Source organism: Mycobacterium sp. ST-F2, assembly GCF_001905655.1.
Taxonomy (GTDB): Bacteria; Actinomycetota; Actinomycetes; order Mycobacteriales; family Mycobacteriaceae; genus Mycobacterium.
In genome coordinates, this window is record NZ_JMHT01000073.1 from 38,530 (window position 1) to 61,089 (window position 22,560).

General features: G+C 68.2%; 25 protein-coding genes and 1 riboswitch. Of the genes, 10 read left to right on the forward strand and 15 right to left on the reverse strand.

The window, feature by feature from the left end; translation table 11 throughout:
- Positions 1–376: 376 nt before the first annotated feature.
- The 4 genes from EB75_RS24275 to EB75_RS24290 form a co-directional block, all read right to left on the reverse strand.
- Positions 377–1,510: a transglycosylase family protein gene (locus EB75_RS24275; RefSeq protein WP_073697815.1), complete on the reverse strand. Its 1,134-nt coding sequence runs from the start codon at positions 1,508–1,510 to the stop codon at positions 377–379.
- 8 nt (positions 1,511–1,518) lie between these two features.
- Positions 1,519–1,686, reverse strand: a riboswitch (cyclic di-AMP (ydaO/yuaA leader).
- Positions 1,687–1,926: 240 nt separating this feature from the next.
- Positions 1,927–2,184 carry a MoaD/ThiS family protein gene (locus EB75_RS24280; RefSeq protein WP_142239795.1) on the reverse strand — a complete coding sequence of 86 codons (258 nt, stop codon included), beginning with the start codon at positions 2,182–2,184 and terminating at the stop codon, positions 1,927–1,929.
- A 2-nt stretch (positions 2,185–2,186) separates the two neighbouring features.
- Entirely contained in the window at positions 2,187–3,248 is a 1,062-nt protein-coding gene (gene moaA / locus EB75_RS24285) for a GTP 3',8-cyclase MoaA (protein WP_073697816.1), read from the reverse strand.
- Positions 3,245–3,649 (reverse strand): YccF domain-containing protein, encoded by a 405-nt coding sequence (locus EB75_RS24290; protein WP_073697817.1) that lies wholly within the window; start codon positions 3,647–3,649, stop codon positions 3,245–3,247. The genes moaA and EB75_RS24290 overlap by 4 nt, the downstream gene beginning before the upstream one ends.
- A gap of 150 nt (positions 3,650–3,799) precedes the next feature.
- On the opposite strand from EB75_RS24290, the gene EB75_RS24295 reads away from it, so the two are divergent.
- On the forward strand, positions 3,800–4,210 hold the full coding sequence (locus EB75_RS24295) for a cold-shock protein (protein WP_073697818.1): 411 nt from the start codon (positions 3,800–3,802) through the stop codon (positions 4,208–4,210).
- 83 nt (positions 4,211–4,293) lie between these two features.
- A complete protein-coding gene (locus tag EB75_RS24300; RefSeq protein ID WP_073697905.1) occupies positions 4,294–5,298 on the forward strand; it encodes a glutathione S-transferase family protein in 1,005 nt (334 codons plus the stop codon).
- A 91-nt stretch (positions 5,299–5,389) separates the two neighbouring features.
- On the opposite strand, the gene EB75_RS24305 is transcribed toward EB75_RS24300, so the two are convergent.
- Together EB75_RS24305 and EB75_RS24310 are read right to left on the reverse strand one after the other, a co-directional pair.
- Positions 5,390–5,872, reverse strand: coding sequence for a DUF2771 domain-containing protein (locus tag EB75_RS24305; RefSeq protein ID WP_073697819.1), 483 nt, complete (start codon positions 5,870–5,872; stop codon positions 5,390–5,392).
- Entirely contained in the window at positions 5,869–7,509 is a 1,641-nt protein-coding gene (locus EB75_RS24310; RefSeq protein ID WP_064859310.1) for an MFS transporter, read from the reverse strand. The genes EB75_RS24305 and EB75_RS24310 overlap by 4 nt, the downstream gene beginning before the upstream one ends.
- Positions 7,510–7,986: 477 nt before the next feature.
- On the opposite strand from EB75_RS24310, the gene EB75_RS24315 reads away from it, so the two are divergent.
- A complete protein-coding gene (locus EB75_RS24315; protein WP_083612555.1) occupies positions 7,987–8,688 on the forward strand; it encodes a DUF3027 domain-containing protein in 702 nt (233 codons plus the stop codon).
- Between the two features lie 3 nt (positions 8,689–8,691).
- On the opposite strand, the gene EB75_RS24320 is transcribed toward EB75_RS24315, so the two are convergent.
- On the reverse strand, positions 8,692–9,150 hold the full coding sequence (locus EB75_RS24320) for an SRPBCC family protein (protein ID WP_073697821.1): 459 nt from the start codon (positions 9,148–9,150) through the stop codon (positions 8,692–8,694).
- A gap of 22 nt (positions 9,151–9,172) precedes the next feature.
- Complete coding sequence (locus EB75_RS24325; RefSeq protein ID WP_073697822.1) at positions 9,173–9,439, reverse strand: DUF2530 domain-containing protein; 267 nt, start codon at positions 9,437–9,439, stop codon at positions 9,173–9,175.
- Between the two features lie 41 nt (positions 9,440–9,480).
- Here EB75_RS24325 and EB75_RS24330 point away from each other — a divergent pair, with 41 nt between their 5' ends.
- Genes EB75_RS24330 through EB75_RS24340 form a run of 3 tightly spaced genes read left to right on the forward strand, consistent with a single transcriptional unit; the run spans position 9,481 to position 11,043 of the window.
- Positions 9,481–9,912, forward strand: coding sequence for an Rv0880 family HTH-type transcriptional regulator (locus tag EB75_RS24330; protein ID WP_073697823.1), 432 nt, complete (start codon positions 9,481–9,483; stop codon positions 9,910–9,912).
- Positions 9,909–10,757, forward strand: a complete 849-nt coding sequence (locus EB75_RS24335) for a TrmH family RNA methyltransferase (RefSeq protein WP_073697824.1) — start codon at positions 9,909–9,911, stop codon at positions 10,755–10,757. Before EB75_RS24330 ends, EB75_RS24335 begins: the two co-directional genes overlap by 4 nt.
- A 10-nt stretch (positions 10,758–10,767) precedes the next feature.
- Positions 10,768–11,043: a DUF2537 domain-containing protein gene (locus EB75_RS24340; protein ID WP_073697825.1), complete on the forward strand. Its 276-nt coding sequence runs from the start codon at positions 10,768–10,770 to the stop codon at positions 11,041–11,043.
- An 89-nt stretch (positions 11,044–11,132) separates the two neighbouring features.
- Here EB75_RS24340 and sepH read toward each other — a convergent pair whose 3' ends face one another.
- Both sepH and serC read right to left on the reverse strand, forming a co-directional pair.
- Positions 11,133–12,065 carry a septation protein SepH gene (sepH, locus tag EB75_RS24345; RefSeq protein WP_073697826.1) on the reverse strand — a complete coding sequence of 311 codons (933 nt, stop codon included), beginning with the start codon at positions 12,063–12,065 and terminating at the stop codon, positions 11,133–11,135.
- Between the two features lie 126 nt (positions 12,066–12,191).
- Positions 12,192–13,298, reverse strand: coding sequence for a phosphoserine transaminase (gene serC, locus EB75_RS24350; RefSeq protein ID WP_073697827.1), 1,107 nt, complete (start codon positions 13,296–13,298; stop codon positions 12,192–12,194).
- 204 nt (positions 13,299–13,502) lie between these two features.
- Between serC and EB75_RS24355 the strand changes: the two genes are divergently transcribed.
- Both EB75_RS24355 and EB75_RS24360 read left to right on the forward strand, forming a co-directional pair.
- Entirely contained in the window at positions 13,503–14,519 is a 1,017-nt protein-coding gene (locus tag EB75_RS24355) for an AurF N-oxygenase family protein (protein WP_073697828.1), read from the forward strand.
- 30 nt (positions 14,520–14,549) lie between these two features.
- Positions 14,550–16,217: a 4Fe-4S binding protein gene (locus EB75_RS24360; protein WP_073697829.1), complete on the forward strand. Its 1,668-nt coding sequence runs from the start codon at positions 14,550–14,552 to the stop codon at positions 16,215–16,217.
- Positions 16,218–16,238: 21 nt separating this feature from the next.
- On the opposite strand, the gene EB75_RS24365 is transcribed toward EB75_RS24360, so the two are convergent.
- From EB75_RS24365 to EB75_RS24385, 5 genes are all read right to left on the reverse strand, one after another.
- Positions 16,239–17,327: an AAA family ATPase gene (locus EB75_RS24365; RefSeq protein ID WP_073697907.1), complete on the reverse strand. Its 1,089-nt coding sequence runs from the start codon at positions 17,325–17,327 to the stop codon at positions 16,239–16,241.
- On the reverse strand, positions 17,324–17,950 hold the full coding sequence (pnuC, locus tag EB75_RS24370; RefSeq protein WP_073697830.1) for a nicotinamide riboside transporter PnuC: 627 nt from the start codon (positions 17,948–17,950) through the stop codon (positions 17,324–17,326). Before pnuC ends, EB75_RS24365 begins: the two co-directional genes overlap by 4 nt.
- Before the next feature lie 210 nt (positions 17,951–18,160).
- Entirely contained in the window at positions 18,161–18,613 is a 453-nt protein-coding gene (locus EB75_RS24375) for a VOC family protein (RefSeq protein ID WP_073697831.1), read from the reverse strand.
- Positions 18,614–18,712: 99 nt separating this feature from the next.
- Positions 18,713–19,855, reverse strand: coding sequence for a citrate synthase 2 (locus EB75_RS24380; RefSeq protein ID WP_073697832.1), 1,143 nt, complete (start codon positions 19,853–19,855; stop codon positions 18,713–18,715).
- Between the two features lie 55 nt (positions 19,856–19,910).
- Complete coding sequence (locus EB75_RS24385) at positions 19,911–20,531, reverse strand: maleylpyruvate isomerase N-terminal domain-containing protein (RefSeq protein ID WP_073697833.1); 621 nt, start codon at positions 20,529–20,531, stop codon at positions 19,911–19,913.
- Positions 20,532–20,571: 40 nt separating this feature from the next.
- Here EB75_RS24385 and pdxH point away from each other — a divergent pair, with 40 nt between their 5' ends.
- The gene (pdxH, locus tag EB75_RS24390) at positions 20,572–21,234 is read left to right on the forward strand and encodes a pyridoxamine 5'-phosphate oxidase (protein ID WP_286150313.1); all 663 of its coding nucleotides are present in this window, start codon (positions 20,572–20,574) and stop codon (positions 21,232–21,234) included.
- Positions 21,235–21,262: 28 nt separating this feature from the next.
- On the forward strand, positions 21,263–22,534 hold the full coding sequence (locus tag EB75_RS24395; RefSeq protein WP_073697834.1) for an MFS transporter: 1,272 nt from the start codon (positions 21,263–21,265) through the stop codon (positions 22,532–22,534).
- The last annotated feature ends 26 nt before the right edge of the window (positions 22,535–22,560 follow it).

The window sequence follows — 22,560 nt, forward strand, 5'->3', positions numbered from 1 at the left end:
ACGCTCTCAGCGTCACATTGTGATCAAGCATCACCCCCGAAGCGGTATCCACCGATGGCATGCAGCGGCGGCATCCACTCTCCGAGACACTTTTGACCGATCGTCGCAGCCGATGCCCGTCAAACAGCGCACCCAGTCAGAAACCATCAGCACGGACCCGTCGGCATGTCGCGCCCGGCGTGTCGTTCTGTCTTGTGGCGCAAACGGTTTGGAGGCGTCAGGAAAGCCGGTTGACAATGTCACGATTTATGACAGCTCGTGGCCGGACGTGCCGGGGTCAGAGAGAATTCGGCGTTGCCGCCGTGCCATTCATGGCAGTGGCCATCCGACAACGAAAATCGCCCCGGTCGATGACCGGGGCGATTTCTCGTAGGTATTACTCAGCCGGAGCAGGTGCCGGCTCGATCGGGGCAACCGGGGCCGGGCCGGGGGCCGGAGCGTTCGGCGGGGCCGGGATGCTGGCTTCCGGGCCGCCGGTCCGCGTCGAGGCGACGGCGAGCAGGGCGTCACGACCGGAGATGTCGTTGTTCTGGACCGCGTGCCAGAGCTGCCGCAGGTAGCTCATGTTGGCGCTCTCGCCCGTGTCGGTCGGCTCCATGGTCGAACCCGGGGGCAGGTTGGTCGGGCTCGCGAGGTGCGGCGTGCCGTTCGGCGGGGTCTGCAGCGCGACGGGCGCTGCCGGGGCGGGAGCCGCGGCGTCAGCAACCGGAGCCGGGGCCGGAACCGGGACAGCCGGATCGACCGGCAGGTCCTGCTTGCCGTGCAGGGCCCAGACACCGGGCTGGGCGGGAGCTTCGGTGGTGTCCCAGTTGGCGGCCTGGATCACGGGAGCGGCCTCGACAGGGGCCTCCGGGGCAGGGACCTCGACGGAGGCCTCGACAATGGGAGCCTCGACGGGCGGCGCCTCGACGACGGGGGCTTCAGGGGCCGGGGCGGGAGCCTCGGGTACGTCCAGGACCGGCGCCTCGGGGGCGGGGATCTCGTTGACGACGTTGACGATCTCCGGAGCCTCGGGGGCGGGCGCGGGCGCATCCAGGGGAGCGGCGGCTTCCTGCACCGGGGCCGGATCGGCCGGGGTGTTGAGCTCGGGGTTGTCCAGCGTGGCGGCCGGGGCGGGCTTCGGGGTGTTCACCACGTTGCGGGGGGTCGAGCGGGAAAGGCCCGTGCCGCAGACCGGCCACGCGCCGCGGCCCTGGCTGGCCAGGACGCGCTCCGCGACAGCGATCTGCTGGTCCTTGCTGGCCATGTTCGCGGCCGGGGCGTACTCGCCACCGCCGTGGGCGCTCCAGGTGCTGGGCGAGAACTGCAGCCCGCCCTGGTAGCCGTTGCCGGTGTTGATGGCCCAGTTGCCGCCGGATTCGCAGCGGGCTACCTGGTCCCATTCGCCGTCGGTTGCGGCGGTGGCCTGCGCGGCGAGGGCGATGCTGCCGCCGCCCAGAACGGCGCCGGTGAAGGCGATCTTCGCAACGCTGACGCTGGACGTGGTGGGTTTACGGTGGCGTCCACTCATAGGAAAAGCAGTCCTCTCATCAACGCCTACGAGGTCAGCTGTCGGGTTCGGGCTGGAGAGGTTGCCCGGCCTGCAAGCAGGCTTCACCCCAAGGAGCTTGCGGCTCCTGGTCCTGATTTCTTCGGTGGACCGGTTGGGTCCCCCGCCTCCATCCACGGGTTTGTCGTCGGCCGCACTTGATGGATGGAGCTAGGCGTTTCAAGTGCGGGTGCCAAAGGGTCGCTCTGGCTTGAGAGATGACGGTATCGGGTCTGGTGGGTTCCGTCACCTCGACCGATTTTGGGCGTTTCGGCCCCGAGCAAATTATGAGAGGACGTTAAAGCCGCTGGCTGATTCGGCGTTTTCGCAGGTATCACTGCCGGTCAGGGGCGCTGCAGCCAGGTTGTTACCGATTCGTTATGTGAGGCATTTCACAATTAGCCGCCGGCGAAGGGGGGTAACACATCGACGGTCTGATCTGTCGCGAGCGCCGAATCCAGATCGCGCACCGCGACGCCGTCGCGCAGAAACGAGCAGCGTGTGAGCACTTTTGCCACATCTGCCCCACGTGTCCCAATGGAGTTCACCAGATCGCGGACGGTTACACCCTCAGGAAGCTGCAACGTTTCGGTCTCGATTCCGGTTGCGGCCTTCGCAGCAGCGAAATAGCGCACCGTCACCAGCAAGTCGGACAACCTCAGCCGCCGATCGCACTCATCGGCCGGGCCGGCTGGACGAACCCGGGATCGTTGATTCCGTGGCCCGCCGGCTTGGCCCACATCGCGGCCCGCCACGCGGCTTCCAGCGCGTCGTCGTCGGCGCCCCCGCGCAGCAACGCGCGCAGGTCCGTCTCCTGCTGCGAGAACAGGCAGCTACGCACCTGGCCGTCGGCCGTCAGCCGGGTGCGGTCGCAGGTGCCGCAGAACGCCGCGGAGACCGACGCGATGACGCCGACGGTGCCCAGCACGGCGCCGTCTTCGTGGACCTGCCAGAGCTCGGCCGGTGCGGAGCCGCGCGGAGCCGGGTCCGGGCGGAGGCTGAATTCGCGTCGCAGCGCCGCCAGGATCTGATCGGCCTGCAGTACCGAACCCCGCTGCCAGTGGTGCCCGGCATCCAGCGGCATCTGCTCGATGATCCGCAACTGGTAGCCGTGCTCGAGGCAGAAGCGCAGCAGCGCCGGAGCGTCGTCCAGGCCCGTTTCCGGGTCGAGCACCGCATTGACCTTCACGGGGTTCAGCCCGGCGTCCTTCGCCGCAGCCAGACTCTCCAGCACCTCGGGGAGCCGACGGCGACGGGTGATGGCCGCGAACCGGTCCGGATCGAGGGTGTCCAGCGAGACGTTGACCCGGTTCAGCCCGGCCTTCTTCAGCGCGGCGGCCCGCTTGGCCAACCCGATGCCGTTGGTCGTCACGGCGATTCCGGGCCGCGGCTGCAGCTCGGCGGCCGCGGCGACGACGTCCTCCAGATGCGGCGACAGCATCGGCTCACCGCCGGTGAACCGGATGCCCGTGATGCCCAGGCGCGTCACGGCCACGCGGATGAGCCGCGTCAGCTCTTCGAGAGTCAGCAGGTCGCGGCCGGGCAGCCAGTCCAGCCCCTCGGCCGGCATGCAATAGGTACAGCGCAAGTTGCACCGGTCGGTCAGGGAGACCCGCAGGTCGGCGGCGACGCGGCCGTACGTGTCGATCAATGGCCCCGTCGCCGGGGCCGGACCGACAGGCCGCGCGATGGTCGGGAGGCCGAGTGGCGTGAGTGTCATTGCTGCCAGGCCGGCGCGGGGTGCGTCTGATCGACCGGGACGATCTGCTTGCCCAGGGGCAGCAGTGACACCGGGATCAACTTGAGATTGGCCAGGGCCAACGGGATACCCACGATGGTCAGGGCCTGGGCGATGGCCGTGGCGATGTGGCCCAGGACCAACCACCAGCCGCACAGCACCAGCCAGATCACATTGCCGACCAGCGCCCCCGGGCGCGGGCCGGGTTTGTCGACGACCGTCTGCCCGAAGGGCCACAGTGCGTAGACGCCGATGCGGGCCGCGGCGACACCGAACGGGATGGTGATGATCAGAACGAAGCAGATCAGAGCGGCGAGGAAGTAGCCGAGCGCCAGCCAGAAGCCGCCGAAAACCAGCCAGATGATGTTCAGGACCAGGCGCATGTCACCTCCTACAGGTAGAACCTTCAGCCTACCGAGTAATGGGGATGCTGCGATCTGAGGTGGCCGAGTAGAATCAACAGCCAACGCGTCCTGCGTAGGCGGGGCGCTTTCGTTATGTAACCGTATGTTGAGAACGAGCAGGTGAGACCAGTGCCAAGCGGCCGGGTTAAGTGGTACGACACGGAGAAGGGCTTCGGCTTCCTCTCTCAGGAAGAGGGCGAGGACGTCTACGTCCGGTCTTCGGCGCTGCCCGCCGGGGTTGAAGGTCTCAAGGCCGGCCAGCGCGTCGAATTCGGCGTCGCCGCCGGGCGTCGGGGTCCGCAGGCGCTGAGCCTCAAGCTGATCGACCCGCCGCCGAGCCTGTCGCGCACCCGCCGCGAGGCGTCGGCCCCCGAGCACAAGCACACGCCGGACGAGCTGCACGGCATGGTGTCGGACATGATCACCCTCCTCGAGGACGTGGTGCAGTCCGAGCTGCGCCGGGGCCGCTACCCCGACCGCAAGACCGCCCGCAAGGTGTCCGAGGTGGTCAAGGCCGTCGCGCGCGAGCTCGACGCCTGATCCCTGCGCCGAACGTTGGCTTGTGGTCGCGAATCGACTGATTTCTCGCACACAAGCCAACTTTGGGCGGGCAGACTGGGGCGGTGTCCTACGTCAACCCCGGTTCTGAATACACCCGCGACACGAACTACATCAGCACCCGGATAACGGCCGACGGCCGTGACGGGTACCCCGTCGAGCCCGGCCGGTACCGGTTGATCGTCGCCAGGGCGTGTCCGTGGGCCAATCGCGCGATCATCGTCCGCCGGCTGCTGGGGCTGGAAGATGTTCTCTCCATTGGTTTTTGCGGGCCTACGCACGACCAGCGCAGCTGGACGTTCGACCTCGATCCCGGTGGTGTGGACCCGGTGCTGAAGATTCCGCGGCTGCAGGACGCCTACTTCAAACGCGATCCGAACTACCCCAAGGGCATCACGGTGCCGGCCATCGTCGATGTGCCCAACGGAGCCGTCGCGACCAATGACTTCCCGCAGCTGACGCTGGACCTGTCCACCGAATGGACGCAGTACCACCGCGACGGTGCGCCGCAGCTGTACCCCGAGCACCTGCGCGACGAGATCGACACCGTCGCCAAGCGCGTCTACACCGAGGTCAACAACGGCGTCTACCGCTGCGGGTTCTCGGGGTCACAGGAGTCGTACGACGCGGCCTACGACAGGCTGTTCACCGCGCTGGACTGGTTGGCCGAAAGGCTCAGCGGCCAAAGGTATCTGGTGGGCGACACCATCACCGAGGCCGACGTGCGGCTGTTCACCACCCTGGCCCGGTTCGATCCGGTCTATCACGGGCACTTCAAATGCAACCGGTCCAAGCTCAGCGAGATGCCGGTGTTGTGGGCGTACGCCCGGGACCTGTTCCAGACGCCCGGCTTCGGCGACACCGTCGACTTCGTGCAGATCAAGCAGCACTACTACATCGTGCACGCCGACATCAATCCGACGCAGATCGTCCCGAAGGGACCCGAGCTGGCGGACTGGTTGACACCGCACGGCCGGGAAGCGTTGGGCGGCAGGCCTTTCGGTGACGGTACTCCGCCGGGTCCGGTCCGCGAGGGTGAGCGGGTGCCGGTCGGCCACGGCGCCTCGTAGCGCGAACAGTCCCCCGCAAGCGGGCGGTACCCCCAGTAACACTGTCGTTCTCGTCCGGGAAATGACAGTTTTACGTCTTCTCGCGAGGGGACTACGGCCAGACGGTCCGCACCGACCATTCGGCGTGCGGCAGCGGGAATTCGTTGCCGTCGGAATCGCGGGCCAGCGTGGGCAGCTGGACGGCGAGGCCGAGCAGCTTGCCGTGCAAGGGGTCGACGGTCGGGATGGTGACCGCCAGCCGCTGGTTCGGCCGGAACTCGCTGACGGTGGAACCGCCGTCCTCGTAGGCCAGCAACAGCACCCAGGGCGCCCGCGCGACGGGCTCGGGCACCGACAGCTGAATGGGGTGCCGCGCCGTCACGTCCAGCTCGCCTGTGGTCGCGGGGACGTCGCAGGACTTCAGGTGCACGTCGCAGTAGCGGTAGGGCCCGACCCGGGCGAGCTGGCCGTCGGTGAAGGCACTGATCTCGGGGAAGTCGGGACCCTGGTGCCGCGTCAGCCGCCAGACCAGGACACCTGTGGCCGTCGCCGACAGCACCGCGACCACTGCCAACAGCGCGAGAACTCGTTTCATATCCATCCTTGACGCGCCCCGGGCATTGCCGCGGGATCGGGCCGTGGTCCTTCCTGCTCGGCGAGTACGGGCCGGTTGCCGCCGAAGCCCGGGATCAGTGAGCCACCGTTGTAGCTCACGAGGGTCTGGGCGAGCCCGGGGATCAGCAGGGCGCTGACCGCGGTGAACCCGACCCAGAGGTCGGTATAGATCAGCACACCGACGGCGCCGCCGACCACCCAGGCCAACTGCAGCACCGACTCGGACCGGCCGAAGGCCGACGCCCGGGACGCCTCGGGCAGGTCGTGCTGCAGCGAGGCGTCCAGCGACGCCTTGGAGATCGCCGTGGCGGCCGAGGTGATCAGCGCGGCGGCCGCGGCCACCATCAGGTTGCCGGCCACCGCGGCGGCGATTGCGGCAGCGGTGACGATGACGGTTGCGCGCACGACCACCTGCGCGGGATGCCCCAATTTGAGGCGGGCACTGGCGATGTTGCCGGCGAAGTTCCCGATGCCGGCGGCGGCGCCGATGAGGCCGAGGATCTTCAGCTGTTCCCACGCACCCGCGTCGTGCGACTTGGCGACGAACGCGGGGTAGAGGAACAGAAAGCCGACGAGCACCTTGATGGTGCAGTTGCCCCACAGTGACGTGATGATGTTGCGGCCCAACGGCTGTCGCGGGGACTTGTCGTGATGCGGATGTCGCAGCTGCTCGGTAGGCGCGTGATACGACAGCGTCGCCGGCACCTCACCCTCGGTGACCTCGACCCACTTGGGGATGCGCATTGTCAGGACGGCGCCCGCGACCGCCACGACGGCGACGACGTAGAGCGCGCCCGGCAGATGCATCAGGCCGAAGGTGTACTCGAACGCGGCTGCGACGCCACCGCCCAGACCGGTGCCACCGAGCAGCCCGAACATGGTGAGCCGGGAATTGACCCGGACCAGGTCGATCGTCGGTGGCAGCACACGTGGCGTCACGGCGCTGCGCAGCACGCTGAACGACTTGGACAGCACCATCATCCCCAGCGCGCACGGGTAGAGCACCCACGGGGGATAGCTGCCCGTGGCGCCGTCGTAGTTGCCGATCAGCACCAGCGCCAGCACCACGCGCAGCGCGAACGACACCGCAAGGGCGACGCGCCGGCCGTGCTGCACGCGGTCCAGCGCCGGCCCGATGAGCGGGGCGATCACCGCGAACGGCGCAATGGTGATGAGCAGGTACAGGGCCACCTTGCTCTTGGACTCACCTGAGGCCGCCGCGAAGAACAGCGTGTTGGCGAGCGCGATGCCCATCGCCGCGTCGAGCGCGTTGTTCGCGACGACGGGCCACGTCAGCGCCGTCAGACCGGATTTGTCGGCGCCGTCGGCCGTCGCGGCCCGGTGCACCAGGCCATACACCTTGGTGCCCATCTCACGGCTGCGCTGCGCGGCGGCCCGGGTGACGGTGATCTTCTCGCCGCCCGCGGGGCCGCGGCGCCGGTCGTCGTCATCGCGGCGCCGGTCGTCGTAGCCGTCGTCGTATCCACGGTCGTAGCCATGGCCGTCGTGGTGATCGTCGTCGAGCGGCGGCAGCCAGCGGTTGTCGCTGTGCGACGACGACCCCCGCGGCGGCGGCCGGCGGCGGGCCTGACCAGGATCGCTCGGGTAATTGGCCATGCCCGGATGCTCTTCGTCATCGCGGCGCGGTGGGCGCGGCGGGTAGTAACGGGGATCCCCCGACCTCCCGGCATCCCGCGGTCCACTCATGAGCACGATTGTTCCCCATGCTGCCGACGGCGGCGCGCAGGCAGGCGGTGTGGCCTTGTCCTGGGTGGTCAGGCAGTATTGATCACGATGGACATGCCCAATGACACCGAATCGGCAGCCGTGACGCCGGACGAGTCGACGCCGCCCGAGGCGCCGGTCGAGGTGCCGACCCCTGAAGCCGCCGTGGAATCCGTCGACGCCGTCGAAGCTCCCGCCGAGGCACCGGAATCGGCCGAAGTGCCCGAGACCGTCGATGAGCCGCAGGCTGAGGAACCCGCCGCGGCTGCCGAAGCCCCCGAGGACGTCGCCGTGGTCGAAGAGGCACCGGCTGACGACGAGGCGCCGGCCGTCGAAGAGGCCGAGCTGCCCGACCTGACCCCGATCCTGATGGGCGCGGTCGATCAGGCCCGGGCCGCCATCGTCGAATTCAGTGGCGACGGCGTCGTCGGCGACTATCTGGGCGCGACCTTCGACGACCCGGCCTCGGTGACGCATCGGTTCCTGGCCTCGCTGCCCGGCTACCACGGGTGGCAGTGGGCAGTGGTGCTGGCGACCTACCCGGGCGCCGACCACACGACCGTCAGTGAAGTGGTGCTGGTGCCGGGCCCGGATGCGCTGCTGGCCCCGCAGTGGGTGCCGTGGAACGAGCGGGTGCAGCCCGGCGACCTGAGCCCCGGTGATCTACTGGCCCCGCCGCCCAACGATCCCCGGCTGGTGCCCGGCTACCTGGCGTCCGGTGACCCCGAGCTGGACGAGATTGCCGGTGAGATCGGCTTCGGGCGCAAGCAGGTGCTCAGCGAATGGGGCCGGACCGATGCCGCGCAGCGCTGGCACGAGGGCGACTTCGGGCCGAACTCCGCCATGGCTCGCGCCACCCGCCGGACCTGCCGGGGCTGCGGCTTCTTCGTGCCGCTGTCGGGGTCGCTCGGCCTGGTGTTCGGTGTCTGCGCCAACGAACTGTCCGCTGACGGACGCGTCGTGTCGGCGGAGTACGGCTGTGGCGCCCACTCGGACACGCCGCCGCCGGAGCCCATCGGCTCTCCGGCGTTCGAGCCGTTCGACGACGGCGTGCTCGACCTCGGTACTTAGTTTCTAGGCGCCCTCGGCCGTGGCCTTGATCCGGCCGAGCGAGGTTTTCATGCCCTCGACCAGTTCCACTTCGAAGTTGGGCACTCCGCCCATGAAGCGGTTGATCAGCGTGCTGGAAATCGGTTTGACGGCTTCCGCATGCCGGCTGACGGTCACCTTGGTGCCGGTGCCGGAAGGCTCGAGATCGTAGGTCCACTCGGTGTTGTTGGTATTGACCCGGAACGACAGCTTCTTCTGAGGGTCCAGCGCGGTGATGGTCGCGGTCGTCGGCCAGAACAGCGCGCCGCGCCGGTTGACGTTGACGGTCTTGGTGCCGACCTTGACGGCGCCGACCGCCTTCATGGCCCGGCACTGCGGGCTCCACTTGGGCATGTTGTCGAGGTCGGAGATCAGGGCCCAGACCTTGGCCACCGGCGCGTTGATGGTGATGTCTGCCTGCAGCAGAGGTGCTTCTCCAGCCATCGGACTCTCCCTTACGTTGGATTCAGCGCAGGCCGCGTTGCGCACCTCGTGCGCCCCGACGGGCCGCGCTACGTTGCCACAGAAATATAGAGGTGCCCAGAACGCCGACGCCGAGGCCCGCGATGGTCACCGGCCGCCAGTCGTGCAGGGCAGGAACAGTGAAGGCCAACACCACCGCCACCAGCCAGCTGACGGCGATGACCACGATCACCGGAACCGGGTCGAGCAGGCGATCAGGGAGAGCCGGCGGTTCGAGTGCCGCCGGTTGTTCGGGCGTAGGCGTGGCCATCTCCTCTAACGCTAGTCGATCGATCGGTACGCTATCTGCTCGTGACGGACGCCGATGACCGCTTGGCCAATGACCTGTCGCTGGCCGTCGTGCGGCTGGCGCGTCAGCTGCGCTTCCGTCGTCCCGATTCCCCGGTGTCCCTGACCCAGCTGTCGGCACTGGCCACCCTCGCCAAGGACGGCCCGATGACGCCGGGCGCGCTGGCGACCCGCGAGCGGGTCCGGCCGCCGTCGATGACGCGCGTCATCGCATCCTTGGTCGAGCTGGGACTGGTGGAACGCAGTTCGCATCCCGACGACCGGCGTCAGGTGCTGGTCGCAGTCTCCCCGGCAGGCGACGAGTTGTTCGAAGCCGAGCGCCGGGCCGGCATGGAATGGCTGCAGGGCCGGCTCGAAAAGCTGAAGCCGCAGGACCGGGCGACCTTGCTGGCCGCGGCAGACCTGATGTTCGCGATCATCGACGAAGCCCAGTGAGCGCTGCCGCAGACATCGACGCGGTGGACGACGTCATCGTTGTCGACGTCTCCGATCCCGCCGACCCGCGGCTCGACGATTTCCGCGACCTCAACAGCGTCGACCGTCGGCCTGATCTGCCGTCGGGCAAGGGGCTGGTGATCGCCGAAGGCGTGTTGGTGGCGCAGCGGATGCTGGCGTCGCGCTTCAGCCCGCGCGCTTTCCTCGGCACCGACCGCCGGCTCCGCGAACTGGCCGACGATCTGGCCGGCTGCGGCGTGCCGTACTACCGCGCCAGTGCCGAGGTGATGGCCGAGGTCGTCGGCTTCCACCTCAACCGCGGCGTGCTGGCCGCGGCGCCACGCCCCGTCGAACTGTCGGTGCCCGAGGTGCTGCGGGACGCGCGGACCGTCGCGGTGCTCGAGGGCGTCAACGACCACGAGAACCTGGGTTCGATCTTCCGCAACGCCGCGGGGCTCAACGTCGACGCGGTGGTGTTCGGCACGGGGTGCGCCGATCCGCTGTACCGGCGCGCGGTCCGGGTGTCGATGGGCCACGCCCTGCTGGTGCCCTATGCCCGCGCGGAGTCCTGGCCGGGTGATCTGAAGTTCATGCAGGACAACGGCTTTCACCTGATTGCGATGACGCCGGGGGCGGGTTCCGTGCCGCTGGCCGAGGCCCTCGCGCCGCTGGCGGACGAGAAGATCGGCATCCTGGTCGGCGCCGAGGGCCCCGGCCTGACCGAACACACCATGCGGGCCTGCGAGGTGCGGGCGCGCATTCCGATGTCGCGGGGGACCGACTCGCTGAACGTCGCTACCGCGGCCGCCATGGCGTTCTACGAACGCAGCCGGGCGGCGGTCTAGATTGGCTCAGATGACCACGCCGTCGCGCACGCCATGGGGCACCGGCCTGACGGTGTCGGCGTTCGTCGCCGCGGTGACGGCAGCGGCCATCATCGTGCTGTCCCTCGGTCTGCTGCGGGTGCATCCGCTGCTGGCGGTGGGCTTGAACGCCGTCGCGGTCGGTGGCCTGGCCCCGACGGTGTGGGCTTGGCGGGTGCGCCCGGTGTGGCGCTGGTTTGTCTGGGGCAGTGCCGTCGGGGTTGCGTTGGGCTGGATCGCCACGCTCGCCATTGCCCTGGGGCGCTAACCCACCCGCCGTTGATCCTGTAGCTACGGCGCGAAAGTGCGAGTGGCGAAGGCCCTCAGTACAGGGTCAACGCAGAGGTAGCAGAGGTATCAGCGCTGGCCGTTGGCCCGCACGCCCAGCAGGACGTCTTCCCAGGCCGGAATCTCGGGCTTCTTCTTGCGCGGGCGCGGCGCGGGAGCGGCCGGTTCGGGCGTCTCGACGACGGCGGCCGGCTCGGGAGCCGGGACGGGCTCGGGTGCCGGCGGGGCAACAGGTGCCGCGGGCACCGGAGGCGCGACCGGGGTGGGCGTCATGACGACGACGGGTGCCGGCGCGGGTTCCGGAGCGGGCTCGGGCTCCGGCTGGATGGCGGGCATCGGAATCTCGGCGACCGATTCCTCGAAATGCAGCTGCGCGAGCGGCGCGACCGACCGCAGGGCCGGGCGGGTGTAGTTCGGGTCGATCAGCTCGGTCGCAGCATCGTCGAATGCGGTGGTCGTGCCGCCGTGCGCGCCCGGGCTGAACCGGAAGTGGGCCACGTTGTCGGAGCGTCCGGCCTTCCAGCCGAACTGCACCGTCCACCGGCTGTCCTCGTTGCGCCAGGCGTCCCACTTGGTCGCCTCGGGGTCGAGGCCGCGGGAGATCAGCGCGCCGGTCACGGTCTCCAGTAGCGTCAGCACCGACGGGCCGTCGGGCAGGATCGGGTGCGACGCGGTGGCGAGCTCGGCGGCGCGCGACCGCTCCAGCAGCACGGGGTGGGCGAAGCGCATGACGCGCTCGGGGCTCACGCCGGCGGCCGCGGCGAGCTGCTCGACGGAGGCGCCGGCCCGGATGCGGGACTGGATGTCGCGGGGGCGCAGGGAGTTGGGCACCTCGACCTCGATCTGCGTCTGGTTGCTGACGGCGCGGTCACCGCGGACGGCGGCCTTGAGACGATCATCGACACGCAAGACAAACTTGTCTGCGGTGGCCGAACCGTTGGCGGTTTCGCAGATGATGAGCTTGCCGTCGGCGTCGAGTCCGACGACCTTGAGTTCCCTCATTGGTGACCTCCTAGGACGCGGCTTAACGGCTCACCCTAGCGCGTTATCGTCTCGTAACCCTTCTGACACACCGAGGCGCGCAGCCCGTTCTGAGCTGCGCGCCTCGGATTGTGTTCAGCGTGGCGATCAGAGCCTTTCCACGACCCAGTCGACACACGCCGTCAGGGCGCTCACGTCGTCGGGGTCGACGGCCGGGAACATGGCCACGCGCAGCTGGTTGCGGCCCAGCTTGCGGTACGGCTCGGTGTCGACAATGCCGTTGGCGCGCAACACCTTTGCCACCGCGGCAGCGTCGACGTCGTCGTTGAAGTCGATGGTGCCGACGACCTGCGAGCGCAGCGCCGGGTCGGCGACGAACGGGGTGGTGAACGGACGCGACTCGGCCCAGGAGTACAGCCGCTGCGACGAGTCGGCAGTGCGCTTCACGGCCCAGTCCAGGCCGCCGTTGCCGTTGAGCCAATCCAGTTGCTCGGCGAGCAGGATCAGCGTCGCGATCGCCGGGGTGTTGTAGGTCTGGTTCTTGAGGCTGTTCTCGATTGCGATGGGCAGCGACAGGAAGTCGGGCACCCAGCGGTCGGCGGCGGCGATCTGCTCGACGCGGGCCAGCGCGGCCGGGCTCATCACGGCGATCCAGAGCCCGCCGTCGGAGGCGAAGTTCTTCTGCGGCGCGAAGTAGTAGGCATCGGTGTCGGCGATGTTGACCGGCAGGCCGCCGGCGGCCGAGGTGGCGTCGATGACGACGAGCGCGTCACCGGCCGGACGCTGGACGGGCACCGCCACTCCGGTCGAGGTCTCGTTGTGGGCCCAGGCCACGACATCCACGTCGGGGTCCGACTGCACGGCGGGCGCGCTGCCGGCGTCGGCCTTGATGACGATCGGGTCGCCGACGAACGGGTTCTTGGCGACGCACGACGCGAACTTGCTGCTGAACTCGCCGTAGGTGAGGTGCAGCGAGCGCTTGTCGACGAGGCCGAACGCGGCGGCATCCCAGAACGCGGTCGAGCCGCCGTTGCCGAGGATGACCTCGTAGCCGTCGGGGGTGGAGAACAGTTGCTGGACGCCGTCGCGCACACGTCCGACCAGGTTCTTGACCGGGGCCTGGCGATGCGACGTGCCGAACAGGTCGCCGGCGGCGGCCAGCGCGGTCAGCTGCTCGGGGCGAACCTTGGACGGGCCGCAGCCGAAGCGTCCGTCGGCGGGCTTGATGTCGGCGGGGATGGTGAGCTCAGCCATGGGTGTCAGCGTAGTTGCAGGTCGACGGCCCGCTGTCGTGGGGATCCGGCTGCTTGCCCGACCGTTTGGCCCGACCGCGTGATGGGCATCACTATTTCGTCCAGATGTGTGACGACGGGCACTAGTTTTTAGGTGGTACCTCCGGTACCGTTCGACACAAGACAGCCGATTGTAAAGCTGACAAAAAGCCTTGGGAGGCTCGAAATGGCTCGTCCCCGGATGATCCGTCGCTGGCGCCGGAACATGGACGTGCTGGATGACACCGCTTACGTGGAGAAGCTCGCCACGCTGTCCGAGGGGTCGGTGCGGCGCAACTTCAACCCATACACGGACATCGCCTGGGACTCGCCGGAATTCGCTGTCGTCCCCAACGACCCGCGCTGGATCCTTCCGGACACCGACCCGCTCGGTGGCCACCCGTGGTACCAGGCCCAGTCGCACGAGCGGAAGATCGAGATCGGCATCTGGCGCCAGGCCAACGTGGCCAAGGTCGGCCTGCACTTCGAGAACATCCTGATCCGCGGCCTCATGGAGTACGCCTTCTGGGTCCCGAACGGCTCGCCGGAGTTCCGCTACTGCACCCACGAGGCCATCGAAGAGGGCAACCACACCCTGATGTTCCAGGAGATGGTCAATCACATGGGGGTTGACGTCCCGGGGATGCCCACGCTGCTCAAGTGGATCCAGCCGCTGATCCCGCTGGCCGCCGGCCCGGCGCCGATCCCGTTCTTCTTCGGCGTGCTCGCCGGTGAAGAGCCCATCGACCACACCCAGAAGAACATCCTGCGTGAGGGCAGCGAGCTACACCCGATCATGGAGCGGGTCATGGCCATCCACGTGGCCGAGGAAGCCCGTCACATCTCGTTCGCCCACGAGTACCTGCACAAGCGGGTCCCGGAGCTGAGCCGCTGGAAGAAGTTCTGGCTGTCGCTGTTCGTGCCGCTGACCATGCGCATCCTGTGCTCGGCGATCATCGTGCCGCCGCGCGTCTTCTGGAAGACATTCGACATTCCGCGCTCGGTGCGCGACGAGCTGTTCTTCGACGCCCCCGAGTCGCGCATGTTCCTGCGCAACATGTTCTCGGACGTCCGCATGCTGGCGTACGACACCGGCCTGATGAACCCGCTGGCCAAGATCATGTGGAAGATCTGCAAGATCGACGGCCCGCCCAGCCGGTACCGCAGCGAGCCGCAGCGCCAGCACGTCGTGGTCGCCGCCTGATTCTTTCGAAAGAACTAGAGACCGCACGACATGCCTCATGTGATAACCCAGTCGTGCTGTAGCGATGGTTCATGCGTCTTCGCATGCCCGGTGAACTGCATTCACCCGTCCCCGGACGAGCCGGGTTTCGCTACCGCCGAAATGCTGTTCATCGATCCCGCCGCCTGCGTGGACTGTGGTGCCTGCATCACGGCCTGCCCGGTCGGCGCGATCAAGCCCGACACCAAGCTGACCGAAGCGCAGCTGCCGTTCATCGAGCTCAACGCGTCCTTCTACCCGAAGTACGAGGGCAAACTGCCGCCGACGTCCAAGCTGGCGCCGGTGCCCGACGCCCCGGCCGTCGACCAGCGGCCGCACGGTCCGCTGCGGGTCGCCATCGTCGGCTCCGGGCCGGCCGCCATGTACGCCGCCGACGAGTTGCTGACCCAGCGCGGGGTCCGGGTCAACATCTTCGAGAAGCTGCCGACGCCCTACGGGCTGGTGCGTGCCGGGGTCGCCCCCGACCACCAGAGCACCAAGGGTGTGACGCGGTTGTTCGACCGGATCACGGAGCGTCGCGGGCTCAACTTCTACCTCAATGTCGAGGTGGGCCGGGATATCACGCACGCCGAGCTGCTCGAGCATCACCACGCCGTGCTGTACGCCGTGGGCGCGCCCAACGACAAGCGTCTCGACATCGAAGGCATGGACCTGCCGGGAACGGGAACCGCCACCGAGGTGGTGGCCTGGTACAACGGGCACCCCGAGTTCTCGCACCTGCCGGTCGATCTGAGCCACGAGCGGGCAGTCATCATCGGTAACGGCAACGTTGCGTTCGACGTGGCCCGCATCCTGACCGCCGATCCGGATGCGTTGGCGCGTACCGATATTTCGGATCACGCCCTGGCCGCACTGCGCGACTCGAAGGTGCGCGAGGTGGTCATCGTGGCCCGGCGTGGCCCCATCCACTCGGCATTCACCCTGCCCGAGTTGATCGGCCTGACGTCGACGTGCGACGTGGTGCTCGACGCCGCGGACCACGAACTGGTCCGTCGGGACCTCGAGGCCGTCGATGACGCACTGACGCGCCACAAGCTCGAGATCCTCACCAAGCTGGCCGACAGCTCCGCGCCCGCCACCCGGCCGCGAATCCGGTTGGCTTACGAGCTGACCCCCGCCCGCGTGCTCGGCTCGGACAAGGTCACCGGCATCGAGTTCACCGTGACCGGCACCGACGAGGTCCGTCAGCTCGACACCGGCCTGGTACTGACATCAATCGGCTACCACGGCAAGGCAATTCGCAGTCTGCCGTTCGACGAGGCGGCCGGCGTGGTCCCCAACGACGAGGGCCGCGTCATCGATCCGGCGACCGGTGAGCCTGTCCGGGGCAGCTATGTCGCGGGTTGGATCAAACGGGGGCCGACGGGCTTCATCGGCACCAACAAGTCGTGTGCCGCGCACACCGTCGACCGACTGGTCGCCGACTACAACGCCAGCCGGCTCAGTGAGCCCACTGCGAAAAGTGGTGCGCTGCAACATGTCATCCGGTCTCGTCGGCCCGAAGTGGTCGACATGGCGGGATGGCGGGCCATCGACGCGGCGGAGATCGCCCGCGGCGGCGCCGACCGTCCCCGGGACAAGTTCATCGACGTGTCCGACATGCTGGCCGCTGCGGCGGGCGCACCGAGGCCGACGCTGCTGCGCCGTATCTTCTCGTGATTTGTGCACGATTTTCCGCGGTCACCGCGGAAAATCGTGCACAAATCCCGGTCCGCGCAACGGTTCTCCGAACGTCATCCGATGTTTGAGCAGCGCGTCGATGGTCCGGATTGCGACATCGACGCGCTCGTCGAGTGAGCCGGTGAGCAGCACCCAGGAGTGGCCGGCGGCGGTGAGTGCGTCCGCGAACCATCCGGTCATTTCCTCGCGCACAATGAGGTCGCCCTCGCGCATGCCGTCGTCATGCCAGGGCACGCCGACATGGTCGGTGAGTAGGTAGACGGCCCGCGGCGGCACTCTGGTCCAGGGTTGTGCGGTGCGCGCCGCGTCGCCGAGATAGCGGCGCTCCCAGACTGCGGTGGCGAAGGCATCGGTGTCGCAGATCAGAATCGGGGAGCCCGATGCCGCGGCGGCCTCTTCCAACCTGGTCTGCTCAGCCGCCACGGCATCGAAATCCTCAGCAGTCCAGGTCAATTCGTCGAGGGGTAGCTCGGGGTGGCGCGCCCACTTCAGCGAGGTGTAGGCGCGACCGTATTCAGGCACCAACTCGGTTGACGGCCAGACCTGCGCATAGTGCTGGGCGAGCAGGTCGGAAACCGTTGTGGTGCCGGTTGATTCGGCGCCCAGCACGACGACTCGAGTGGTCAGCCCGGCGCGGGTGGCGGGTGCAAGCCAGTCCCAGTGAGCCGCCAGGTCCTGTCGGATTGCGGTGGAGTTGAAGCCGTCCCGCGCGGTCCGGACGTGCTTCGCATCGAACCATCGGGCCAGCTCGGAGCCGTAGTCGTCGTTGGAGAACACCACGTCGACGTCGGGTGGTGCGCCCGCCGCGCGAATGCCCGCCCGCATCGCCGCGACCTGGGCGGCCCACACGTTGTGGTCGGTCACGTCCATTGGTGCATCGCACCGGATTCCGGCGACCCGGACGTTCTCGTCGGCCGCGTGCTCAGCCTGCAGCCAGCCGACACGGTCCTCCAGTGACAGTGTCTCCACCGCCGCGGCCATCACCAGCACGGTGACCTGTTCGCACTGTGCGGCTGCGGTTCGGATGACGGCATGATGACCTCGGTGCGGCGGATAGAACTTGCCGATGAACAGTCCGTGCCCGCTCACACGGCCGCCATCGCAGGCGCCTCGGGTGCGAGGCTGCGCCGCCACGAACGCCAGCCGGCCACGCACAAGCCAAGAAACAGCACGTAGACGATGGCGGTGAGATTCAGTCCCTTGCTGATGTACATCGGTATGTAGATGCAATCGGCCACGATCCAGAAGTACCAATTCTCAAGACGTTTGGCATTGAGCAGCCATTGCGCCGCGAGCGACAGGCAGGTGGTGAGCGCATCGAGGAACGGTGCTGAGTCGTGCGTGACGCGCAACAACGCGAACAGGGCGCCGGTGCCGACGACGACGAACACCAGACAGCCGGCGACCTCCCGCTGCCCAGCCCGCGTGACGATCAGCGGTGTGCGCCCGGCATTTCCGTACAGCCACTGCCACCACCCGATGAAGCCCAGGGTGATGAACAGGACCTGCAGCCCGGCGTCCGCCCACAGCCGGCTGGACACGAACAGCACCAGGAAGAAGGCGGAGTTCGCGATCCCGACGGGGAAGTTCGCCACATGGCGGCGGACGGTGAGAAAGACGCACAGCCCGCCGGTGATGAACCCGAGCAGCTCGGCCCAGGTGACGGCGTCGTTGCCCAGCGTGAACAGCGGCGTCGTCAGCGATTGCAGCATGCGGTTCCCCCGAATCGTGTCGTCGACATTCTGGTCGATGACACGGTCCCGGGCCCGGTGGAACGCGAATTCAGCGCTGGAAGTACCTGATATTCCGATCGGTGATCCGCCGCATTCAGACCGCACTTACTTCTGGACTGCGATACCACCGGCGATATCGCAGTCCAGAAGTGGTCAGGCCAACAGAACGTCGACCCAACCAGGTGCCGGCTAGCCCTGCTGGGCCGCCATCGCCTCGGCGATCTCCTCGGGGCTGACCACACGCACGATCTGCGCCAGCGACCAGTGGTGCCCGAACGGGTCCTCCACCTGGCTGTAGCGATCACCCCAGAACATGTCCTGCGGGGCCATCAATTCGGTGGCGCCGGCGTCGAGGGCGCGCTGGTATGCGGCGTCGACATCGGTCACCTGCAGGTGGATGGTGACGGGCGTGCCGCCAAAGGCCTTCGGGGTCTGCGACTTGCCGCCACACATCTCCGGGAAATCGTCGTTGAGGTAGACGTTCGAGCCGTTGATGGTCAGCGCGGCGTGCATCAGCTTGCCATCAGGGCCCGGTACCCGGCCGAGTTCGGTGGCGCCAAAAGCCTTGACGTAGAAGTCGATTGCAGCGGCACCGTCGCCGACGACGAGGTGCGGGGCGAGGAAGGTCTGGGATTCGGTCATCTTGTTCTCCTCTGAGCGGTACTGCGTTGATTGGGGTCATTGGTTATGACCGTCTCCAACGCTACTTCTCATCGGTGACAAAAAATCGAGCCCGAAGTGTCAGCTGTGCGCGATGCTGTCCCAGCCGGCGACGGTGTCCGCGCTGCGCGGCTCCGGGCCGACGTAGATGGCCGCCGGGCGGACCAGCTTGCCCAGCCGCTTCTGCTCCAGGATGTGGGCGCACCAGCCTGCGGTGCGGCCGCAGGTGAACATCGCGGGCATCATCGCGCTGGGCACCTGAGCGAAGTCCAGGATGACCGCGGCCCAGAACTCGACGTTGGTCTCGATGGCCCGGTCGGGACGACGCTCGCGCAGCTCGGCGAGCGCAGCCTGCTCCAGCGCGGCGGCGGCCTCGTACCGCGGGGCGTCCAGGCGCTTGGCGGTCGCGCGCAGCACGCGGGCCCGCGGGTCCTCGGCGCGATACACGCGGTGGCCGAAGCCCATCAGCTTGTCCTTGCGGTCCAGGATGCCCTTGACGACGGCGCGGGCGTCGCCGGTGCGTTCGGTCTCCTCGATCATCGGCAGCACCCGGGCCGGGGCACCGCCGTGCAGTGGGCCGCTCATGGCGCCGATGGCGCCCGACAGCGACGCGGGCACGTCGGCTCCGGTGGACGCGATGACGCGCGCGGTGAAGGTGGACGCGTTCATGCCGTGTTCGGCGGCGCTCACCCAGTAGGCGTCGATGGCCTCGATGTGCCGCGGGTCCGGCTCACCCTGCCAGCGGGTCATGAAACGTGCTGTCACCGTGGGGCATTCATCGACGATGCGCTGCGGCACCGCGGGCTTGTAGATGCCGCGGGCCGACTGCGCGACGAACGACAGCGCCGTCACCGACGTCAGGGCCAGCTGGTCGCGGGCGGTGTCGTCGTCGATGTCGAGCAGCGGCTGGAAACCCCACAGCGGGGCCAGCGTCGGCAGGGCGGCCTGGACGTCGACGCGGACGTCGCCCGAGTGCACGTGCAGCGGGAAGGGCTCGGCGGGCGGCAGACCCCGGCCGAACTCGCCGTCGACCAGCAGCGCCCAGACGTCACCGAACGTGACGCGGTGGCTCACCAGGTCCTCGATGTCGACGCCGCGGTAGCGCAGCGCGCCGCCGTCCTTGTCCGGTTCGGCGATCTCGGTCGTGAAAGCCACGACGCCTTCCAAGCCCGCGACGAAGTCCTCGGGGATCTGCGGCGTCGACACTGACGTTGTTCCGGTCATGCCGAAATTGTTCCACTAGCCGATGGGCACGAGGCTACCGGCCGGTAACAAGTGGTCAGACCACGGAGAAACCGGCAGGTAGATCACCACGCCCGGTGAGCGCGGGCAGCACCGCCGCGGCCTGGCCGGTCAACGCCGCGATCTGCGCCGCCAGCACGGTGGCGTCGCGTAGTGCCTCGTCGGGCAGCGTGAAATCGATGCCGGTGGCTCGCGCGATGTCGAGGCTGTGCACCGTCAACTCGAACACCCGGGTGGGCAGGTAGTTGGTCAGCCGGATCCCAAGCCCGCCGATCACCGCGATCAGGGGGTCGCCGGCCCCGTCCAGATCGGTCAGCACCTGGCGCAGCAGGTCGGCGACCGTGGCGGCCGGGTCCGACCCGAGATTGCGCCCGGCTTCCCGGCCGCGTTCGACGATGTCGGGGCTGTTGGCAACATACTCACGCATCAGTGCGTAGTAGTGCGCCGGCCCGGTGACGTCCTCCCGGTCGGCGGCCGTGCGCAGGTAGGTGCTGACGGTGATCAGTGACCGTGAAGTGTGCCCCACCAACGCCCGCAGGTCCCAGTCGCCCAGTCCGGGACCGTCCCAGGCCGTGGCCGGGATCCGTGTCACCAGGTCCGCGAAAGCTGTTGCGGCCGAGGCGAACACTGAATGGTCGGGCGGTGTGTCTGACGCCATGTCTGCATTGTGTCACCGCGTGGGCGTACCGTCGCCGTTCATGGTGTCGGACCACAGTGATCATCTGGCCCGGATGCGGGCCGAGTACGGCTCATCAGAAAAGGACGGCAGCGTCGACCTCGACGTCGACTGGCTGGACCGCGGCTGGTTGGCGTTGTTCCGTGACTGGATGGCCGAGGCCGTGCAGGCCGGGGTTTCCGAGCCCAACGCGATGGTGCTCGGCACCGTCGATGCGCAGGGCCACCCGGTCACCCGCTCGGTGCTGTGCAAGTCCATCGAGGAGACAGGCATCTCCTTCTACACCAACTACGACTCCGACAAGGGCGACCAACTGGCCGCCGTGCCGTACGCGTCGGCGACCTTCCCCTGGTACCTGCTGGGCCGTCAGATCCATATCCGGGGCGTGGTCACCAAGGTCGACGCCGCGCACACCGCCGAGTACTGGTCCAAGCGGCCGCGGGGTTCGCAGCTGGGGGCGTGGGCGTCCCACCAGTCGAAATCGATTGCCTCGCGCGCGGCGCTGCTGGAACAGTTGCGTGACGTGACCGAGCGATTCGCCGACGTGCCCGAGGTGCCGGTGCCGCCGAACTGGGGCGGCTATCTGATCGCGCCGGAAGTGATCGAGTTCTGGCAGGGCCGGGAGAACCGGGTGCACAACAGGATTCGCGTCACCGGCGACCGCGTGGAACGGCTCCAGCCGTGAATTTCCCCGTCGCTTCGCTCGCCCTCCGATGAGAAGTCTGATCGCCGACACCGCACCGCTGCGCAACCCGGATTACCGCCGGCTCTGGTGGTCCAGCGTCGTCACGGTGATCGGGGCGAACCTGACCATCTTTGCGGTGCCGGTGCAGCTGTACGCGCTGACGCAGAACTCGGCGTACGTCGGTTTGGCGGGTGTGTTCAGCGTGGTGCCGCTGATCGTGTTCGGCCTGTGGGGCGGGGCCTGGGCCGACGCGATGGACCGTCGGCGACTGCTGATCATCGCGTCCTGCGGGTTGGCCGTGGCGTCGGTGCTGCTGTGGGTGCAGGCCGCCGCGGGCTTCAACAACGTCTGGCTGGTGCTGTGCCTGTTGTCGGTGCAGCAGGCGTTCTACGCCATCAACTCGCCGACGCGCTCGGCCGCCATCCCGCGGATGTTGCCCGCCGAGCAGCTGCCGGCGGCCAACTCGCTCAACATGACGGTGTTCCAGGCCGGCGCGATCATCGGCCCGCTGCTGGCCGGCGTGCTGCTGCGCTGGGTGGACCTGTCGACGCTGTACTTCATCGACGCCCTCACCACGATCGCGCCCATCTGGGCCACGTTCCGGCTCAGCCCGATGCCGCCCGAGCACTCGGCCGACGACGACACCTCACGCTGGGGCTTCGCGGCCGTGCTGGACGGCTTCCGTTATCTGTCCGGAAACCGCGTCGTGCTGATGTCGTTCGTCGTCGACCTGATCGCGATGATTCTCGGCATGCCGCGGGCGCTGTTCCCGCAGATGGCCCACGAGAACTTCGGCGGGCCGGTCGCGGGCGGAACGGCGATGGCGCTGCTGTCGGCGGCAATGGCAGTGGGTGCGGTGGCCGGCGGCGTGTTCTCGGGGTGGCTGCCTCGGGTACGCCGGCAGGGGTTGGCGGTCGTGGTGTCGATCGTGGTGTGGGGTGCGGCCATGGCCGGTTTCGGGCTGGCAGTTGGTCACGCCACGGGGCGGCCCGACGGTTTCCTCTGGATCGCGCTGGTGCTGTTGGCCGTCGGCGGTGCGGCGGACATGGTCTCGGCGGTGTTCCGGAGCACGATCCTGCAGGAAGCGGCCTCTGACGAGTTGCGCGGACGGTTACAGGGCGTCTTCACCGTCGTTGTCGCAGGTGGTCCTCGCATTGCTGACGCGGTGCACGGTGCGGCGGCCGCGGTGGTGGGAACGACGGTCGCCGCGACGGGCGGCGGCGTCCTGGTGGTGGTCGGTGTCGTGGTGTCGGTCCTGCTGGTCCCGGCGTTTGTGCGGTACCGGGTGACGCGCGCGTAATGCTGGACAGTGGGATTATGGCGACC

What these genes read in the sequence shown, in the direction of transcription:
- EB75_RS24355 (WP_073697828.1), top strand. Translation starts at nt 13,503, where the DNA reads ATGGCTCGTCCCCGGATGATCCGTCGCTGGCGCCGGAACATGGACGTG.
- EB75_RS24275 (WP_073697815.1), bottom strand. Translation starts at nt 1,510, where the DNA reads ATGAGTGGACGCCACCGTAAACCCACCACGTCCAGCGTCAGCGTTGCG.
- EB75_RS24340 (WP_073697825.1), top strand. Translation starts at nt 10,768, where the DNA reads ATGACCACGCCGTCGCGCACGCCATGGGGCACCGGCCTGACGGTGTCG.
- EB75_RS24325 (WP_073697822.1), bottom strand. Translation starts at nt 9,439, where the DNA reads ATGGCCACGCCTACGCCCGAACAACCGGCGGCACTCGAACCGCCGGCT.
- EB75_RS24320 (WP_073697821.1), bottom strand. Translation starts at nt 9,150, where the DNA reads ATGGCTGGAGAAGCACCTCTGCTGCAGGCAGACATCACCATCAACGCG.
- EB75_RS24395 (WP_073697834.1), top strand. Translation starts at nt 21,263, where the DNA reads ATGAGAAGTCTGATCGCCGACACCGCACCGCTGCGCAACCCGGATTAC.
- EB75_RS24380 (WP_073697832.1), bottom strand. Translation starts at nt 19,855, where the DNA reads ATGACCGGAACAACGTCAGTGTCGACGCCGCAGATCCCCGAGGACTTC.
- EB75_RS24310 (WP_064859310.1), bottom strand. Translation starts at nt 7,509, where the DNA reads ATGGCCAATTACCCGAGCGATCCTGGTCAGGCCCGCCGCCGGCCGCCG.
- EB75_RS24315 (WP_083612555.1), top strand. Translation starts at nt 7,987, where the DNA reads ATGGGCGCGGTCGATCAGGCCCGGGCCGCCATCGTCGAATTCAGTGGC.
- EB75_RS24375 (WP_073697831.1), bottom strand. Translation starts at nt 18,613, where the DNA reads ATGACCGAATCCCAGACCTTCCTCGCCCCGCACCTCGTCGTCGGCGAC.
- sepH (WP_073697826.1), bottom strand. Translation starts at nt 12,065, where the DNA reads ATGAGGGAACTCAAGGTCGTCGGACTCGACGCCGACGGCAAGCTCATC.
- EB75_RS24385 (WP_073697833.1), bottom strand. Translation starts at nt 20,531, where the DNA reads ATGGCGTCAGACACACCGCCCGACCATTCAGTGTTCGCCTCGGCCGCA.
- EB75_RS24290 (WP_073697817.1), bottom strand. Translation starts at nt 3,649, where the DNA reads ATGCGCCTGGTCCTGAACATCATCTGGCTGGTTTTCGGCGGCTTCTGG.
- pdxH (WP_286150313.1), top strand. Translation starts at nt 20,572, where the DNA reads ATGGTGTCGGACCACAGTGATCATCTGGCCCGGATGCGGGCCGAGTAC.
- serC (WP_073697827.1), bottom strand. Translation starts at nt 13,298, where the DNA reads ATGGCTGAGCTCACCATCCCCGCCGACATCAAGCCCGCCGACGGACGC.
- pnuC (WP_073697830.1), bottom strand. Translation starts at nt 17,950, where the DNA reads ATGCTGCAATCGCTGACGACGCCGCTGTTCACGCTGGGCAACGACGCC.
- EB75_RS24360 (WP_073697829.1), top strand. Translation starts at nt 14,550, where the DNA reads ATGCCTCATGTGATAACCCAGTCGTGCTGTAGCGATGGTTCATGCGTC.
- EB75_RS24305 (WP_073697819.1), bottom strand. Translation starts at nt 5,872, where the DNA reads ATGAAACGAGTTCTCGCGCTGTTGGCAGTGGTCGCGGTGCTGTCGGCG.
- moaA (WP_073697816.1), bottom strand. Translation starts at nt 3,248, where the DNA reads ATGACACTCACGCCACTCGGCCTCCCGACCATCGCGCGGCCTGTCGGT.